General features: G+C 51.5%; 13 protein-coding genes. 6 read left to right on the top strand and 7 right to left on the bottom strand.

Annotated elements, in window-relative coordinates:
• Positions 1–181: 181 nt before the first annotated feature.
• The 3 genes from phnD (at position 182) to KDM89_RS15175 (ending at position 2964) form a co-directional block, all read left to right on the top strand.
• Positions 182–1168, top strand: a complete 987-nt coding sequence (gene phnD, locus KDM89_RS15185; RefSeq protein ID WP_212688765.1) for a phosphate/phosphite/phosphonate ABC transporter substrate-binding protein — start codon at positions 182–184, stop codon at positions 1166–1168.
• A 125-nt stretch (positions 1169–1293) separates the two neighbouring features.
• Positions 1294–2277 carry a DUF6929 family protein gene (locus tag KDM89_RS15180; RefSeq protein WP_212688764.1) on the top strand — a complete coding sequence of 328 codons (984 nt, stop codon included), beginning with the start codon at positions 1294–1296 and terminating at the stop codon, positions 2275–2277.
• A 195-nt stretch (positions 2278–2472) separates the two neighbouring features.
• Positions 2473–2964 (top strand): hypothetical protein, encoded by a 492-nt coding sequence (locus tag KDM89_RS15175; protein WP_212688763.1) that lies wholly within the window; start codon positions 2473–2475, stop codon positions 2962–2964.
• A 70-nt stretch (positions 2965–3034) separates the two neighbouring features.
• Here the strand turns inward: KDM89_RS15175 and KDM89_RS15170 are convergent, their stop codons facing one another.
• A complete protein-coding gene (locus KDM89_RS15170) occupies positions 3035–3529 on the bottom strand; it encodes a hypothetical protein (protein ID WP_212688762.1) in 495 nt (164 codons plus the stop codon).
• 27 nt (positions 3530–3556) lie between these two features.
• Positions 3557–4042 carry an asparaginase domain-containing protein gene (locus tag KDM89_RS15165; protein WP_212688761.1) on the bottom strand — a complete coding sequence of 162 codons (486 nt, stop codon included), beginning with the start codon at positions 4040–4042 and terminating at the stop codon, positions 3557–3559.
• A gap of 220 nt (positions 4043–4262) precedes the next feature.
• Here KDM89_RS15165 and KDM89_RS15160 point away from each other — a divergent pair, with 220 nt between their 5' ends.
• Complete coding sequence (locus KDM89_RS15160) at positions 4263–5036, top strand: L-asparaginase (RefSeq protein ID WP_230427896.1); 774 nt, start codon at positions 4263–4265, stop codon at positions 5034–5036.
• Between the two features lie 345 nt (positions 5037–5381).
• Here KDM89_RS15160 and KDM89_RS15155 read toward each other — a convergent pair whose 3' ends face one another.
• From KDM89_RS15155 to putA, 3 genes are all read right to left on the bottom strand, one after another.
• Positions 5382–7382, bottom strand: coding sequence for an NHL repeat-containing protein (locus tag KDM89_RS15155; protein WP_212688760.1), 2001 nt, complete (start codon positions 7380–7382; stop codon positions 5382–5384).
• 403 nt (positions 7383–7785) lie between these two features.
• Entirely contained in the window at positions 7786–9849 is a 2064-nt protein-coding gene (locus KDM89_RS15150) for an NHL domain-containing protein (protein WP_212688759.1), read from the bottom strand.
• Between the two features lie 407 nt (positions 9850–10256).
• Positions 10257–13910, bottom strand: coding sequence for a trifunctional transcriptional regulator/proline dehydrogenase/L-glutamate gamma-semialdehyde dehydrogenase (putA, locus tag KDM89_RS15145; RefSeq protein ID WP_212688758.1), 3654 nt, complete (start codon positions 13908–13910; stop codon positions 10257–10259).
• Positions 13911–14066: 156 nt separating this feature from the next.
• On the opposite strand from putA, the gene KDM89_RS15140 reads away from it, so the two are divergent.
• Both KDM89_RS15140 and KDM89_RS15135 read left to right on the top strand, forming a co-directional pair.
• The gene (locus KDM89_RS15140) at positions 14067–14525 is read left to right on the top strand and encodes an Lrp/AsnC ligand binding domain-containing protein (RefSeq protein WP_189356690.1); all 459 of its coding nucleotides are present in this window, start codon (positions 14067–14069) and stop codon (positions 14523–14525) included.
• 7 nt (positions 14526–14532) lie between these two features.
• A complete protein-coding gene (locus KDM89_RS15135) occupies positions 14533–16452 on the top strand; it encodes an ATP-binding protein (RefSeq protein ID WP_212688757.1) in 1920 nt (639 codons plus the stop codon).
• A gap of 11 nt (positions 16453–16463) precedes the next feature.
• Here KDM89_RS15135 and KDM89_RS15130 read toward each other — a convergent pair whose 3' ends face one another.
• Complete coding sequence (locus KDM89_RS15130; RefSeq protein WP_212688756.1) at positions 16464–17975, bottom strand: HD domain-containing phosphohydrolase; 1512 nt, start codon at positions 17973–17975, stop codon at positions 16464–16466.
• Positions 17976–18156: 181 nt separating this feature from the next.
• The gene (locus tag KDM89_RS15125; protein WP_212688755.1) at positions 18157–18858 is read right to left on the bottom strand and encodes a riboflavin synthase subunit alpha; all 702 of its coding nucleotides are present in this window, start codon (positions 18856–18858) and stop codon (positions 18157–18159) included.
• Between the last annotated feature and the right edge of the window lie 44 nt (positions 18859–18902).

Raw genomic sequence — 18902 nt, 5'->3', positions numbered from 1 at the left:
CCTGTGCACAAAACATAAAGACAAACAAGGCAATCCACCGCAACTTAGGGGATTCCTTCGGGGACATGTCTTTCATCAATCTTTAAATATATCATCAGTATTTTAAATTTAAGCACCTCGTGTTGTGCATGACTCAGGTCTTATACACAACGTGTCGTCTGCCACCTGAAATCTGACTGATATGAACCGGTTACGCCGCCACCTCTGTGCTGTTGCACTGTCTTCCTTGTGTTTTCCAGCTTTCGCCAGCGAATCCTCCACACTAACCTTTGCGATTATCGCTGCAGGTAATCCCGATCAGGTTAAACGTGACTGGGAACCGTTTTTGCAGGAAATGTCGCAACGCATTGGCGTACCGGTGCAAGCACTGGTTTCTGAAAAACACAGCGAACTGGTCGAAGCAATGCGGCAGGGGAAAGCACAGATTTCGATGGGAAATAAGCTGTCGCTGGAACTGGTTGAAACCGGCGTATGCAAAGTCTTTGCACAAGTTGTGAAAAAGAACGGTGAACGCGGTTATCACTCGGTACTGATTACACGTGCTGACAGTCCGCTGAACAGCCTGCCGGATTTACTGGTGCAGCGCGGTCAGTATCGCTTTATGAATGGCGATCCGAAATCAACCTCCGGTACGCTGGTGCCGGCATTCCATGTGTTCTCCAAAAACAAAACCTCGCCGCAGCAATTGTTTAAAACGGTTGCCACGGGTAATCATCAGAAAAATTTTGATGCTGTTCTGAAGAGCGAATCCGATGTCGCCACCAACAGCAGTGAATTCATAGATAAGATGCAGACAGAGCGGCCGCTGGATGCACGTAAGATCAAAGTCATCTGGAAATCACCTGTACTGCCGAACGATCCCGTCATTCTGCGCAACGATCTCCCTGAAAATATAAAAAATAAAATTGAGAAATTTTTTATTCAGTTCGGTAAAAATAATCCGCGTCAGGCACGCATACTGGATGAATTATCCGGCTGGTCTGGCTTTCGCAGTTCCACCAATGCACAACTGATTCCGATTGCTGATCTGGAACTGTTCCATTTGCTGCGTACCAATGAACTGGACAGCAGCCGCTCCGCAGAGGAGCGTAAAAAAGCTTACGACAACCTGATTGCCCGCTTCAGCAAGCTTGATCTGAAACTCAAGCTCGATGCAGCGGCCCCTTAACACGGCAGCTATCCGCCAGACCGTACCAGCGCAGTCCGGCAAACGCACGGGACTGCATCATGACAGCGGTAATCTCCGGCAATACACACCGGAGCAGCACTGCGATTTTGACCACGAGGAAAAACATGAAGTTACTCACAGGACTGATCAGTCTCGCCTTCAGCGGACTGGCGCTTGCCGCCGGCCCGTCTTATCAATTGCAGGTACATCCACCGGTGCTGAATACCGCCATTCCGTCCGGCTCCGGCATGAGTCCGACTTTTCAACAGCACTATCTGGTCGTCGGTGATGATTCACCGTATCTGTTTGAAGTGGATGCGAGATTTCAGGTCGTTAAAAAGACCCTCATCAAAGACTATCCGGTGAATGCGCAGGGCCGCATCGATAAAAAGATCAAACCGGATTTTGAAGCGATGACGCCGCTGGTCTGGAACAAGCAATTGTGGAGCATGGTGATCGGTTCCGGCAGCAAACCGGATCTGCGCGAATACGGCTACCTGCTGTCGTATGACGGAAAACAGAAAATCGAATTCCGCCTGACAAATTTGTACAAACAGTTTTTTGTGGCGGGCGGCCTGACGCCAACGCAGACCATCAATATCGAAGGCCTGACGGTTGACCATCAGTATATGTACTTTCTGAACCGGGGTAACTCTGCGACCAATATGATTTTCCGCGTCAGATTATCCGATATGTCTGACTATCTGGCGGGTAAAGTCACCCAGGTTGCCGAAGTCAAAAAATTCGATGTGAAACTGCCTGTTATCGACAAATTTGAAGCCGGCTTATCCGGCGCCGATTACTGGCCTGAAGCACGCGCACTGGTATACACCGCTTCAGTGGAAGCCACCGGTGATGCGTATGGCGATGGGGCGATTCTCGGCAGCTTTGTCGGCGTCATTCCGCTGCATCAGTTACGTGAAGGCCAGACACTGGATCTGAGCCGCAGCGCCATGCCGGTGATGGTGAACGGCAAACCGGTGCTGACCAAAATCGAATCGATTGCTTTCCAGAAAGCAGATGAGCATGAAGTGCGCGGTGCGCTGATCAGCGATAACGATCAGGGTGCGAGCGAATTTTTCGGGTTCCGCCTGCGCCGCAAAGACTGAAATCGCCCGCAGCGTGTGTGTGGTCTGCGGTGTTGTAAGCCGCAGCGCAGACAGTAAAAAGGTGTGCTTAATGCACACCTTTTTTACGTTCAGTGTTATTGTCTCTTAATTATTTAAATATATAGATATTCTTTTATTCCCATGCTCAGAATCTCTCAAAAAACAAGCCGCTTCGGTTGTACGGTTTTACTCAGTTTGCTGAGCCTCTGTGCGATACCGGCCATCGCACAACAATGCAACGGGCAAGTCATCAGCACGCCGGATGGCATGCGCGAAGTACAGGATGATGCATTGCTGAAAGCAGCACTCGGCGAACCCGGTAAAGGCAGTTTATGCACTGCCAGTGTATTTGAAGTGGACAAACCGGTACGCCTGTTCCGTGTATACAACGCTGCGCAACCTGCTTCTTTATACGGCCGCTGGTGGTCTTTGCAGGTGCCGGTGGGGCCGAGGGCTCAATATGCAGCGGAGAATGCGATTTGTCCGGAGTGGAGCCCGCTGAATGCGGCGGCAACCTGTACCCTGAAACCAGGTGTGCGGGTAGTGATCGGGCCGGGGCAGAGCGCGCAATGTGCCAGCGGTGAAGTATTACCGGCGTCCGCAACGAATCAGGTATATGTCGCGAACGATACGCGCACGCAGCAAACACTGGTGGATAACTGCAGCGAACCGCTGGTCTGGCCCTGAGATCTGGCGCTGATGTGTTCAGCGCCGTGTGGATAAATCCGGATTTATTCTGGCCACTTACTCAGGCCACTTATTCAGGCCACAGTGACAGCACCAGATGCTCTATGCTGTTCGGATCTGCCAGTTTTTTACGCGCTTCATCAAAGCCCGGCGGATTCGGTACAGCTTTTTTGGTGTGTACCGGCGTATCGATCGCCATTTTGATCGCGAATACAAAAATACCTTCTTTGATCAGCGGTGGTTGCAGACGGCGTACGGTTTCGTAGATCTGGTTATCGTAGTATTCGTGCACCGTCGGTTTCATATCCAGCCAGGTGGCGACATCGCCATCCGAGCGGATCGCAATCACCAGATAACCTGCGCTCGGTGAAAGCTTGGCGCTTTTCAGTGCTTTATAGACTGCACTTTGCACGCCGCGTGAATACCGGCCCAGATTATCCACCGTGATACCTTTTTTAGTCATCACGGCTTCAGACTGATAAAAATAAAAATTATCGAAACGGACTTCCGCCGCCTGCACCAGTGTGCAGCAGCTGAGTAACAGGGCAGCCAGCAGCGATTTCATCCGTTTCTCCTTTTGATTGATACCAATTTATTTATTAATAAATACACCAGCCTGACGGTCTTTTTTCACATCATGCCACGGAAAGATCTTGCCATTCATTGCGACATGACAACCCGGCGGCAATAATTGCGCTGCAGCGCAGGCAAAGCCGAGGTTAAAGAATGCATCAGAACCTGCTACTTCGTAAGGAATCATCGCACCGGTAAACACAATGGTTTTATCCAGATTGGCCGCGCCCAGCACTTCTGCAGTTTCGCGCATGGTATCGGTGCCGTGAATAATCACGATCGCTTTTTCCGGTGCATTCTGGCAAGCCTTCAGTATTGTCTGACGGTGGCTGTCATCCATTTCCAGCGAATCGATCAGCATGCAGACTTCCAGCGTGGCCGGCACGGTCAGGCGTGCACGTTGCAGCACTTCCGGCAAATGGCTTTCGGCGAAATCCAGTTTGCCTGCGATTTCATTGTAGTGTTTGTCAAAAGTGCCGCCGGTGGCGAGAATACGTAAGCTCATAATCGTCCTGTCTGTGGATAAGTCGAAAGTCATGCAAATTGGTGCTGATTGTAGCCTGCCTGCGCTTTTGCCGAAAGCTGCTACACTGTACCGATCAGGCGCTACGCGCCCCGCCAGTGTACCGGCCCGCAGTCTCAGAACGCAGAAAGCGGCATTTTCCGGACCACGGCACCACGCAGCGGTCGTTTTGGCGACCGCTGCGGTTTTTTTTGAGTCAAGCATGAAGCCGATTGCCCCCGGAACCGTTATTTTTCACCGCCACCGCGGATTTGGTGTGCTGACCGCCGTCAATCTGATGACCGGCTGGGTCAGTGCACGCTTTGGTGCGGAACAACGTTGTCTGGACCTGAACTTATCCACCGATCAGTTACAGCATGCGGATGGCGAAGCGATCCGCTTTCGTCTGCAACCACCGGAGCGTATGCCGCATGCGCGGCTGATGGCGATGGTGCGCGCACTGCACAGCGCCGGATATCAGCGCCTGTATCTGTACAGCTTTCCGGTCGCCTCCGGCCTGCACTGGCGCTGGCATCTGTTTGCCGGACCACGCCAGTGGCTGCAGCGTCCGCTGCGGCATGGCTGGTACGGGAATGGCGCTGATTACATCTTTAATCCCGTCATGGGCTGGGGCGATGCACCCGGCGCCGGCACCGAAGAACTGATTGATGCGCTTGCACGTTTCGATCCGGAAGGGCTGGCGCTGGCGCTCGGTCGTGATGAAGATTACGCAGCGTGGTTTGCACAAGTCTGTGAACAACTGTTGCCCGATTACGCATTCAGCCTCGGCAGCGGCGATGCAACATTACCGTTTCCAGCGTATTTACCAACCATGCCGGTACGCGCCCGCAAACCCGATTGTGTACATCGTCTGACTTATCCACCGGGCTGGAAAGAAAGCTGGCCCGCCCGCGATCTGAGCACCCATCTGCAACAAGCCGCCACCGTCCGCCACGACATTGCCGGTCGCGGCTGGAATCTGCCGATGGAATGGTAAGCCGCACCCGGATTTCCAGCTTTTTTCTGTACACGACCAGCCCAGATAGTCCGCTGCGGCACATCGCACACCCTGTGCACAAACATACAGATATCAACAATAAATCAGCGTCATTCCGGCAAACAAACAGATACCCCCCCTGTTTTTTAGGAAAATCAGCTTGTCGTCGGCATGAATGCTGGGCTTTACGAAATACCCCCGGGGGTATTTTTCGGGCAAAAGTGAGGGTTTTGGGGAGGTTGGATGCTTCGGGAAGAAAAAACCCCGCAGCAAAGTGCGGGGTGGTAAGGGAGAGTAAAGTACCAGCCCGCCGGGGATGACGGGCAAGTGTCAGCCTGAACGGAATCAGTTCAGTGGGATCTGGAACAACGCGCCATTTAAGCTGTTATTGGAGTCACCGTACACATAAAGCTTTCCGGCACTCCATACGATATGAAATGGTCCCGGCAGCACCTGATACTGTTTGCCATCAGGCGTAGCCCATTGCACTTTTAAGGTATAGGCTTTTCCTTCTTTTGTAATCATGCGAATTGCATTCGTGCATGAATCAGCGATATACAGGTTCTCTTTATCATCTCTGGTCACGCTTGACGGGCAGATAAAACGTGCCTCAGTCAGCATTCCATCAGTATTTCCCCACTCGGTAAATGATCCTGCATAAAGACGTGTCGTTCCGTCTTTCAGGGTCTGACGCACTTGTCCGCCACGATTATTTTCGACGACAAAAATATTACCTTTGCTGTCTGATGAAATTCCTTTGATATTAACGAAACGAGCGGTTGTTGCTGCTCCGTCCGTTGCCGGATCATTGCTGAGTGCACCCGCGATGTCTGTAATACTTCCATCCGCATTCAACTGCCGCAGCATATTGTTGTCGACGATAATCGTCCTGCCATCGCTGATATGGCGTATCACACGCGGTGATACGGTTTTGCCAAATGCTGAACTCTGTCCCGAATCTGTTCCGGAGCCCCCGATAATTTTCATCGCCCCGGACGCATCAATTTCAAAAATCTGATTCTTCGCCGGATAAGTGAAGCAAAGATTTCCTGCAGGATTAAATGACAGTGATGTTGCGATAATCGTCTGATTCAACTTTGCCAGTGCAGGAATCACTGTTAATGTTTTTTCAGCCAGATTCAGTTGACGGATTGTGTAACCTTCGCTCGCATAAAGTTTCTGGTCCGGGCCAACAGCGAGATCACGAATAATGTTGATGTATTTATCCTGACTCACGGCATTCTGTGGCAGAAGGGTATTTTTGCCTGCTACCGTACTGAGGTTACCGTCACGGTCAATTTTCCGAACAACGTTCTCATCGATAAAAACCATTTCACCTTGTTGCGTCCAGAACTGCGCACCGACTTTACGTGCCAGCGCAAACAGTAATTTACCGTTCAGATCGCCCGGAAATCCGGGATTACCCAGGTAAGGATTTAAATTACCATTCTTATCGAACACACTGATCGAGCTGCGAACCGGAATATAGAGATTTCCTTTCTGGTCTGCTGTCATTCTCGTAACTGGCCCGATCTGACTTTTTACAGATAACCGTGTATCCGGAATTGACATCGCTTTATTCGGAGAAATAGCGATGAGAACACCATTAATACTATCTGCGACATACAGATTGTCTGCACCGTCAATCGTCAGTGCTGTCACATTGCCGAGAAATGAAGTTCCGGGTTGAGCATTACGACCATCAATCTGCTGAGCGGCTTTCACGTATGCAGCTGTTTTTCCGTCAGGGCTGATCACGCTGATTTGCTGATTTTGCCCATCGTAGTAGTACAAGTTGCCTTTACTGTCTGCGACAATATCGGCAGTCGTAGCTTGCTGACTACCATTTACATAACGGTAGCCAGCCGGCAAGCTGACGTAAGTCGTTACGACTCCGTCTTTAGTGATTTTCTTGATCGATGCACCTGAGGCAACAAAAATATTGTCAGCGCTGTCAATCGTCATCGCCATGCCGTATGCCAGACGCGCTGAGGTGCCGGTACCATCGCCAGTCGTGCCCGCAGAAATACCGTGATATGGCGCACCTGCGAATATACTGACATTTCCGTCGGGAGTAATCTTTCTGACACTCAGCAAATCCAGCACGAAAATATTTCCTTTGCTGTCAGCGACGATGCTTTGCGGTTCTGACAAACGCGCCATATCGCCCTGACCATCCAGATATGAATTACCACCGGGATCACCAATCAGCAGCTCAGCTTTAAACGATAATTGCGGTGTCACCGGCCCGCTGTTGCCACCCGCGTTATTACCGGTATTGCCGCCGCTCGTACCCGCATCAGTTGCGGATCCGCCACCGCCACCACCGCACGCGGCCAGAAACATACCTGCTATTGCACTGCACACTGCTGTTTTGATCAGGGAATTCATCTTGAGTATGAATTTTACAAAAAAGAAACATTGTAAACTTTTTTAACAATGTAAAAAACTGCCCACGATGTTTCACATGAAACATTGATGCATTTTATGCATCGTTATTTCACTGCATTTGGATACTTTGTGGTTGAAAACAGATACTCCCCCCTGTTTTTACGAAAACCGGCTGGTAGTCGGCATGAATACTGAGGGTTTTCAGATACCCCCTGGGGTATTTTTCGAGCAAAAGTGAGCGTTATGAGGACGTTGGACGCTCCGGGAATAAAAAACCCCGCAGCAAAGTGCGGGGTGGTAAGGGAGAGTAAAGTAACCGCCCGCCGGGGATGACGGGCATATATTGGGTTGCCTGGAGTCAGTTCAGCGTTATCTGGAAAATGACACCACCGGTTTCGTGCGCATCCCCGCCTGCAAATACATGTAGTTTGCCGTTAACCCAGAATACACGGCGCGGTGCAGGAATCACACGAGACTTCAAACCGGAAGCCGTCGTCCATTGCGGTTCAATCGTGCTGACTTTTCCGTCTGTACTGATTTTACGGATCGCGTTATCACACGTGTCGGCGACATACAGATTGTCCTGATCATCAACTGTAATACTGGCAGGACACTGAAAGGCAGCATCTGTCAGCGCACCGTCCTTATGGCCTTTTTTCGTGTAAGAGCCCGCGTACAGACTGGTTTGCCCGTTACTTGAAACCTTTCGGATAGTTCCCGCGTTATCTTCAAGAACATAGAAACTGCCTTTTGAGTCTATAGCAAAGTCTCTTATATAGCTAAAACGTGCTTGTATTCCGGAACCATCCTTCTGACCAAGCTCAAAATGATTTCCTGCAATATCGATTGAGCTTCCATCAGCATTTAACTGTCGGATAGCGGCATAGTTATCAATATAAAATACTTTTCCTTCTTTACTAACTGTTACATCCAAAACTGTTTCTGGAAATTCTGGCGGGCTCTTATTAATCGGTAATGTTGTAGTAGTACCTTTATTATCAATTTTATATATATTATTTTTTCTGTTTTGAACGATATATAAATTTCCAGCTCCATCTGCACTCATTTCAATGATTGGCCTGGTTGTGGATGCATCCATGTTTTGAGCTAACCAGTTCCTTGAGCTGTACATCTCTTTAAAGTTTTTATCTTTTGGATTGTACTGACGAATATTTTCGTAACCGATGCCGGCATCAGCTATATATAGCGTCTGATTCGGACCAGCGGTTATTCCTGTAACCCGAAGTAAAGGAAGAACAGATTCGGGTTTGATATACGGGGGCGGAATATAGATATCCTTTCCTGCTATAGTCGTCACCATTCCTTTAATGTCTACTTTTCGGACTGTATTTCCGTCAATAAAATACAGCTCCCCCTTCCGTGTAGTGATCATTGCGCGCGGATCTTGCAATACAGCCTCAGTACCGAAGCCATTTAAAGCAGGCCCGGTTCCCGGATGGCCTGCGTAAAAATGAACTATATGATCTGTGTCGTGACGGACGATCGTGCCTGCATCAGTTCTGAACAGATTTCCTGACTTATCGTAATGACGGTATCCAAAATCGCGATCACTCAAATTTTTGGAAAACGTGCTGTCAATTTTCATGTTTCCCGTCGGTGAAGCAACAATTTCAGCGCCGTTTCCTAAGTCTAAAATATGCAGGTTATCGTTAGAATCCATTAATAACTTACCTACATAATAAAAGTATTGCCCCCCTGTTTCGACTGCTTTTACGCCATCAATGCTGGCGACCGGAACAACAAAATCAGAAACGACACCTGTTGGTGTGATTTTTTTAATCCGGAACTGATGCTCAATACCAAGATAAATATTATCCTTGCTGTCAATCACCATATTTTTAGGTCTTGCATCCACGTCTTCGGAATACAAGTTAAACGGACTGAACGGATCGGTTTCTTTAAAACTCGCCAGTGTTGTCACAACACCCGATGGTGTTATTTTACGAACAGAGTCTAAGTCGTGGACCAGAATATTATCCTGACTGTCCACAACTACAGAGAAAGCTGCTTTAAAGCGTGCATCACCACCAGTACCGTCCTGATATCCGTATTCCCCCGGCTTACCTGCAAATGTCGTTACCACGCCGTCAGCGGTAATTTTCCGGATCGTACTTCCATCAGCAACATAGATATTGCCTTTGCTGTCAGCGGTAATATCTTTCAGATAGAAGAAGCGAGCCATATCTCCTTGTCCGTCAAGATATGCAGCACCTCCGGTTTCACCCATCAATATGTCTGCCTGAGCAGTAACAACCGGTGGTGTCACCGGGCCACCCGTTCCGCTGCCACTACCCGAGCCGCTGTTTCCTGCGTCTGCGGATCCGCCACCGCCACCACCGCACGCGGCCAGAAACATACCTGCTATTGCACTGCACACTGCTGTTTTGATCAGGGAATTCATCTTGAGTATGAGTTTTACAAAAAAGAAACATTGTAAACTTTTTTAACAATGTAAAAAACTGCCCACGATGTTTCACATGAAACATTGATGCATTTTAAGCATCGTTATTTCGCTGAATTTGGATACTTTGTGGTTGAAAACAGATACTCCCCCCTGTTTTTACGAAAACCGGCTGGTAGTCGGCATGAATGCTGGGGCTTTTTAGATACCCCAGGGGGTATTTTTTGACTGAAAACGGGGCCTGGACGGACTGTAGCAGCGGTGTGCGGGCGGCTGGTAATGCGTGGCGGGTGCTGGCGGGCTTGGCTTGATCGATATACGCCGGATGAAAGTTCACAGCGGCGAGGGCGCGGACATAAAAAAAACGCCGGATCACTCCGGCGTTTTCGGGCTGAAGCTGAACTGCCTCAGGCAGCCATTGCCATCAGGCTGGCGTTACCACCGGCGGCGGTGGTGTTGACGCACAGTGCGCGTTCCGCGACCAGACGCCACAGCGGGATGTTGTCCTGCTCGTTGGTGTCGATCAGGGACACAATCGCGCCGTCTTTATCCGCAAACGGCTGACGGTACTGGCGCAGCAGGTCGCTGGCGACCAGTGCGATTTGTGCGCTGGTCTGAGCAACGTCGGCCTGTACGATCTGCGCTTTCACTTCTGCCGGCAGATTGGCTGGCAACAGCGCGGCGGTTTGCGGTGGCAGCACGGCCTGATTACCGGTCGCCAGTACAGCAGCGATCTGGTTCAGCAGGGTGTTGGTGTTGCTGGCGGCGCAGAAAATCTGACCACGTGGCACGAAGCTCAGGGTATTGCGTTCGCCGGTCGGGCCGGGCAACAGCATGGTGACCTGATACGGGCTGTGATGTGCGTATTGCTCACCCAGCGCCACGACCGGCAGTTTCTGTGCTTTAGCCCAGACCAGCAGCGCGTTCAGTGCCTGCGGGGTCTGACGTTCAAACACGGTATTGCCGCCGACGCCGATCTGCGGCTGACGCTGCAGACGTTTCAGGTACAGCGGACCACCGGCTTTCGGGCCGGTACCGGATTTACCTTCGCCACCAAACGGCTGCACGCCGACCACTGCACCGACGATATTACGGTTGATGTAGATATTGCCGACATGCGCACGATTGACGATGAAGTCGATGGTTTCATCGATACGGGAATGCACGCCCAGTGTCAGGCCGAAACCGGTGCCGTTGATCTGATCGATCAGGGAACCGAGCTGGTCGCGGTGATAGCGCAGGATGTGCAGTACCGGACCGAACACTTCTTTTTTCAGTTCGGACAAGTCTTTGATTTCCATGACGGTCGGTGCCACGAAAGTACCGTTGCTGCATTGTGCATCCAGCGTCAGGCTGTGGAAATTGCGTGCTTTGCTGCGCATCTGATCAATATGTGCCTGCAGATTACGCTGCGCTTCCGCATCGATGACCGGGCCGATGTCGGTGACCAGTCGGTCGGTCACGCCGATGCGCAATTCTTTCATTGCACCGTGCAGCATTTCGATAGTGCGGTCGGCGATATCTTCCTGCAGACACAGAATACGCAGTGCGGAACAACGCTGACCGGCGCTGTCGAATGCGGATGACACCACATCATTCACGACTTGTTCCGGCAAGGCGCTGCTGTCGACGATCATCGCATTCTGACCACCGGTTTCAGCAATCAGCGGAATGTCGATACCTTCTTCGACAGAACGGCGTGCCAGCGTGCGGTTAATAATTTGTGCGACTTCGGTAGAACCGGTGAAGATCACGCCGCGTACGCGGGAATCTGCCACCAGTTGCGCACCAACCACTTCACCGGTACCCGGCAGGAATTGCAGTGCCGCGCGCGGAATGCCGGCTTCGTGCATCAGTTCCACAGCGCGGAAGGCGATCAGCGGTGTCTGTTCAGCAGGTTTGGCCAGTACAACGTTACCGGCGGCCAGTGCAGCACTGACTTCACCGATGAAAATCGCCAGCGGGAAATTCCACGGGCTGATACAGACCACAGGGCCCAGTGGCTGCACCGGTGCCTGATGTTCGACCTGCGCTGCGTAATAACGCAGGAAGTCGATCGCTTCACGGACTTCAGCGATGGCGTTCGGCAGACTCTTACCGGCTTCGCGTACCGCCAGTGCCATAAAGTCCAGCATGCGTTCTTCCATACGGTCTGCAGCGGCAAACAAAGCAGCAGCGCGCTGCGCCGGTGCGACAGCAGCCCATTCCGGCGCGTGTTCTGCAGCGGCCTGCAAGGCGTGTTGTACATCCTGCGCATCCGCTTCGGTAACGCTGCCAACCACATCCGACAAATTGGCAGGATTGCTGACCGGACGGCTGGCCGTTGCGCTGACCGCGTTCAGCAGCAGCGGTTTGGCATGCTGAGACTGGGCAGCCACCGCTTCAAAATGCGCGGTGATTTCTGCCAGCGTTTGCTCATTCGATAAATCCAGACCTTTGGAATTTTTACGTTCTTTACCGAACATCGCGACCGGCATCGCAATACCGGAATGCATTTTGCCGCCCAGTTCACGCGATACGGTGATCGGATCGGCCAGCAATTGTTCGATCGGTACCGCTTCATCCACGATCTGATTCACGAACGAAGAGTTCGCGCCGTTTTCCAGCAGGCGGCGTACCAGATACGCGAGCAGAGTCTGATGCGAACCGACCGGTGCATACACGCGGCAAGGTTTGTTCAGATTGTCTTTGCCGACCACCTGATCGTACAAAGTTTCGCCCATGCCGTGCAGACACTGGAATTCGTAATCGGTCACACCGGCGGCATTGGCCCAGGTGTAAATCGTGGACAGCGTCATCGCGTTATGCGTTGCAAACTGCGGATAAATCACATCGGTGGCAGCCAGCAGTTTCTGAGCGCAGGTCAGGTAAGACAAATCGGTGTAGACCTTGCGTGTGTAAACAGGGAAGCCGGTCTGGCCATCAACCTGCGCACGTTTGATTTCCGCATCCCAGTAAGCGCCTTTAACCAGACGGATCATGAATTTGCTGCCGCTGCGGCGTGCCAGATCGACCAGATAATCAATCACGAACGGGCAGCGTTTCTGGTAAGCCTGTACCACGAAACCGATGCCTTCAAAGCCTTTCAGATCCGCGTCAAAGGCCAGCGCTTCCATCAGATCCAGCGACAATTCCAGACGGTCGGTTTCTTCCGCATCAATATTCAGACCGATGTTGTACTGTTTCGCCAGCACCAGCAGTTTTTTCAGCAGCGGCAGCAGTTCCGTCATTGTACGTTCGTGCTGTGCACGCGAATAACGCGGATGCAGCGCGGACAGTTTCACGGAAATACCGGGACCGTTTTTGATGCCACGGCCAGCGGAAGCTTTACCGATCGCGTGGATCGCGGTTTCGTAGGCTTTGTAATAGAACTCGGCGTCTTTGGCTGTCAGCGCCGCTTCACCGAGCATGTCGTAAGAGTAACGGTAACCGCGTTTTTCATTTTCCACGCTGTTACGCAAGGCTTCTTCAATCGTCTGACCGGTCACGAACTGGTTACCCAGCATACGCATCGCCAGATCCACACCTTTGCGTATCAGCGGTTCGCCGCCTTTGGCGATCAGACGGGTCAGCGCCGCGCCCAGACCGTTCTGGCTGGAAGAGCTGACCAGCTTGCCGGTAATCAGCAGACCCCAGGTCGCGGCATTGACGAACAGGGAAGGGGATTCGCCCAGATGTTTTGCCCAGTCACCTTTGCTGATTTTGTCAGCAATCAGGCGGTCTGCGGTCTGGCTGTCCGGGATACGCAACAGCGCTTCCGCCAGACACATCAGCGCCACGCCTTCTTCGGAAGACAGTGAGAATTCATGCATCAGCGCATCCACGCCGGAAGCACGGGTACGTTGCTGACGTACCGAGCTGACCAGACGGTGTGCCAGTTTTTCAACATCTGGTTGCAAACTGGTATGTGGATTTACCTGAGATAACAACCATTTAACCGTATCGCCTTCATCGCGGCGGTATGCAGCAGTAATGGCCTGACGCAGGGAAGTCTGACTAGACAACAGTTCTGCGCGCAGCGCAGCAAACGGCTGGGAATTGACTGGCAAATTGGTGGGCATTTTAAATTAACCATAAAAACGAATATCGTTTCATTGTATAGATGCTCGTCAAGGATTAATTCTGGAAATCTTCGGACATATCAAAATTTTGTCTTTTGTGAGAAAATATCGCCGAATATTATTAAAAACCAATCCGATCCATCTTCACCGTTTCTTATGCTAGACAAAATCAGTAAAAGAATTCTGGCCGAATTACAAAATGACGGCCGTATCAGTAACGTCGAACTGGCAAACCGCGTTAACCTGTCGCCGGCCGCTTGTCTGGAGCGCGTCCGTAAACTGCAGGAAGCCGGTTACATCCTCGGTTACACCGCGCAACTGAATCCGCATCTGCTGGATGTGGCACTGCTGGTGTTTATCGAAGTGGTATTAGACCGTACCACACCGGACGTGTTCGATGCTTTCCGCCGTGGCGTGCAGGCAATTCCGGAAGTGCTGGAATGTCATATGGTGGCAGGTGGTTTTGACTATCTGGTCAAAGCCCGTGTCAAAGACATGAATGCTTACCGTGATTTCCTCGGCAAATCTCTGCTGCAGTTAAACGGTGTGCGGGAAACCCATACCTACGCAGTGATGGAAGAGGTCAAAAACACGACCTGCCTGCCGATCAAATAAAACGATCATGCAAGCCCGCCTGGAAAGACTGGAAGCTGTTCAGGACGCGATACTGGCAATCAGCAGAATCTCTGCCAGTGGAAACGATATTTCCGGTTTTCTGCGCGAGGTACATCAGATCATTGGCCGCATCATGTATGCGGCCAATTTTTATGTAGCGCTGTACGATGCAGCGGATAACACCATCCGTTTCGTATATGAAGTCGACGAAGTCGATGTGCCACTTGATCCGGAAAAACGATTCACACTGCAGTCAGCAGAAGAATCGCCGACCGCATCAGTCATTCTGAACCGCAAACCGCTGGTGATGACAGCGGAACAGGATTCACACAAAGCCTGGGGTTACGGCACCCGTTCTGAACACTGGATTGGTTATCCTTTACTCGATCAGTTCCGCAATGCATTCGGTGCGATGGTGATTCAGAGTTACCGCGCTGACCAGTTATACACCGAAGAAGATCAGGCTTTGTTCGGCCTGATCGCAGCGCATGTTTCCGCTACCCTGCAAAGCCTGCGCAGTGTGGATCAGCTGGAACATCTGGTACGCGAACGTACCGCTGCCCTGCATCAGCAAATCGAAGAAAAACAACGTGCCGAAACCCTGCAGCGCGTGCTGTATCAGATCGCAGAATTATCCATCGTCACTTCCGTCGGTGACCGCAAATTCGCGCGTCTGCATCAGATTATCGGCCAGCTGATTCCGGTACCGAATTTCATGGTGGCTTTATTTGAACCTGCCACATCCGAGTTCCGCATCGCATATTTTGTCGATGAAATTGACGGTGACCAGACAGGTATCCGCTTTCCGCTCGGACGCGGCCTGACGTCGTATGTGGTGCAATCCCGTCAGGCACAATTGTTCAGCCGCGAACGGCTGGAACGGATGTCAGCCAGCGGTGAAATTGAAATTCTCGGTAATCTGTCTGCCTACAGCTGGATGGGCGCGCCATTACTCGCTGATGAGCATTTATTCGGTGTGATTATCATCCAGAGCTATCATCCGGATCTCAGCTATACCGATGCTGATCTGGAATTGCTGAGCTTTGTCGCAAGCCATGTGGCAGCGGCACTGGCGCGTTTGCAAGCCAGTGAAGCACTGGGAAAATCCAACCGCGAACTGACAGAAACCCTGCAAGCTCTGACCACAGCACAATCTGAACTGATACATCAGGAAAAACTGGCTTCGCTCGGTCGTCTGGTGGCCGGTGTTGCGCATGAAATCAATACGCCGCTGGGAATTGTAGTGACGGCAACCAGTCATCTGGCTGAGGAAGTGCAACTGACACGTCAGGCCTTGCAGCAGGGAACACTGACCCAGAAAATGCTGGAAGAATTTTTCGATATCTGCGATGAATCACTACGGATACTGACCACAAACAGTCAGCGTGGTGCAGCGCTGGTACGCAGTTTTAAACAAGTTGCCGTGGATCAGTCGCATGATGCTGCACGCCATTTTGATCTGAAGCGCTATCTGGATGAAACCCTGCTCGCACTGCAGCCAAAATTGCGACTGCGTCAGGTAAAAATCGCGCTGAATTGCCCGGAAAATCTGCAGTTACACACGTATCCGGGTGCCGTATCGCAGATACTGACGAATCTGGTCATGAATTCGCTGACACACGGTCTGGAAAATATCAGTGAAGCCAGTATCCGGATACAAGTCAGACTTGATCAGGAAACGGTGTTTCTTGACTACGAAGATAATGGCTGCGGAATGTCGGCTGAGAATTTACAGCATTTGTTTGAACCGTTTTTCACAACGCGACGCGGGCAGGGCGGCAGTGGTCTGGGTGCGCACATTGTGTATAACCTGGTTACCGGCTTACTGGGTGGACAAATCAAAGCATACAGCGAAGCGGGACGGGGATTGCGCTATGAAATCCGGTTCCCGAAAACGCATAAATCACTGGCTGGCAGCGGCATCTGAATACGTCAATATTAATCGGGATAACGGCTGTTGATTTCGAGCGCCTTATCGACGTTCTCAATTAATATATTGACATAGTAAGGATCAAGATGTGCTCCGGCTGCTGACTGCATGTGCTGCAGCACCTGATCGACAGGCCATGCAGGTTTGTAGACCCGTTTCTGAATCAGCGCATCGAATACATCCGCTACCGCCACAATCCGTGCAAACGGATGAATATCTTCGCCCGCCAGACCTTGCGGATAACCGTGTCCGTCATAGCGTTCGTGATGCTGGTGCGCAATGATGGCGGAAGCCTTTAAAATCGGGCGTTGCGATCCGGCCAGTATTGACATGCCAACTTCGGGATGCTGTTTCATGATTTCCCATTCGTCCGCATCCAGTTTTCCCGGTTTCAGCAAAACCGCATCCGGCGTGGCGATTTTTCCGATGTCATGCATAGGCGCTGCCTGTCGCAGTATCATCGCTTCTTCCGGATCCATGCCGGATTGCAGTGCAATCATATAGCTGATTTCTGACATGCGACGCACATGGTTGCCCGCTTCATGCGAACGTGATTCGACCACATCACCCAGACGCATAATCAGTTCGCCCTGGGTATCGGAAATTTCCTGATTCAATAAAATATTATCAAATGCAATCGCCACGCCGGATGAAAACACTTCCAGCAGCTTCGCATCGATTTCCGAAACATCATGCACACCCTGCAATACCAGCAACGAAGTTTTACCGCTGCGGTTAGGGAAATAACCGATGAAAGTATCGCCGTATAAATGGGATATTTTATTGACGCAAGTGGCGTCCAACTGTTCCAGCAATACCGTATCAAATGCTTCGGTCGCCTGTTCTTCATCACCAAGCCGTGCCAGAATTTCATAGCGGTCAGCGCCCTGAATACCGCTGGCACCGCGTACCCGCAGCAACATACTGTGTTCCAGCTGCAGCAGTGCAACGACTTGTTGCAGCAAGCCCTGTGCAAAATCGTGTAAGTTTCTCTGTCGGAAAATATGGGCGGAGGCATCAATCACACGCTCCAGACCTTCACGGTAAGACAGCTGGAAACGATGCGCCTGTTCCACTTCCATGATGTCGCGGTAAGCGCGCAGCGCGGCGAAGGTGGTGGTGAACAGTTTTTTACGGTCTAGTTCGGTTTTTTCTTTGTAATCATTGATATCGTATTCAACGATCACACTTTCTTCCGGCGCCTGCCCCGGCTGGCCGGTACGTAACACGATGCGGGTGAAGGTATTGCCCATTTCACCGCGTAACCAGCGCACCACATCCAGTCCGGCGGTTTCGGTTTCCATCACCACATCGAGAAAGATCAGCGCGATATCCTGATGTTCGCTGAGCATCTTGCGGGCTTCGGCACCACTGTAGGCATTCAGAAATTGCAGGCTGCGGCCGTCCAGCCGGAAACGGCTGAGCGTCAGCCGCGTGACGGTGTGGACGTCCGGCTCATCATCCACCACCAGTACTTTCCACGGTGGCAGAGACGGTTCTTCAGCTTGCAGGAATTGCATAGGAAACTCCTCAGATCTGGATGCACGACATTGCGACGGCATCAGGGCAGTTTCATTCTAGTTCCGGAAAGTAAGACTGTGCAGGTTTTCGCTGCTGATTTGACAATTTGTATCAAGCAATATGTTGGCCGGCGGACACGCAATGGTGTTCAGCGCCAGCCGGGAATTTTTCGACAGAGGATCAGCGCAGTTTGCCGGTCAGTATGCGCAAAGCATCTGCACCGCCCTGTTGCTGCAATACCTGTTCCAGTGCCGGCAGCAAAGGCGCCAGTGTATCGGCCAGCTGGCGGCGTACAGTATCGACAATGACTTGTGTGCTGCGTTCGATTTCTATGTTCAGCGCAGCACCGACTTGTTTATGACGGAAGACCGTCATGCGCAGGGTTTCCGGAATCAGCCAGACTTCAAACCAGCTTTCGGCCACATTGACTTCTGCGATTGTCAGGCTGGCACCATTGATCGCGACATAGCCCTTCGCAAACAGATAAGGCAACCATTGTTGCGGCACGGCAATACGCAGTACGTAATTGTTTTCCAGTTCACGTACCGCAGCCACACTGGCGGCAAAATCGACATGGCCGGACAAAGGATGACCACCGATTTCCGCACCGTCGCGCGCGGCACGTTCGACATTCACTTCCTGACCAGTCTGATACTGGCCCAGCGTGGTGATATTCAGGGTTTGCTGCATGACATCAAACGAGGCAGCATCGTCACCATGCAGGGTTGTGACGGTCAGGCAGACACCATCGACCGCAACGCTGGCACCGATTTCCAGACCGGCAGCAAAACCAGCCGGAAAAGCGATGCGGAAAGTGCGCAAACCGGGCACATCGCGGATATCTGCAATACGGGCCACGCCCTGAACAATTCCTGTAAACATAATTCGTCTGCCTGTTAAGTCCAGCCGCGATTGTAACTGGAATC

Source organism: Cognatundibacterium luofuense (assembly GCF_018139685.1).
GTDB lineage: Bacteria > Pseudomonadota > Gammaproteobacteria > Burkholderiales > Burkholderiaceae_D > Undibacterium > Undibacterium luofuense.
This window is presented reverse-complemented; position numbering and strand designations above follow the sequence as displayed.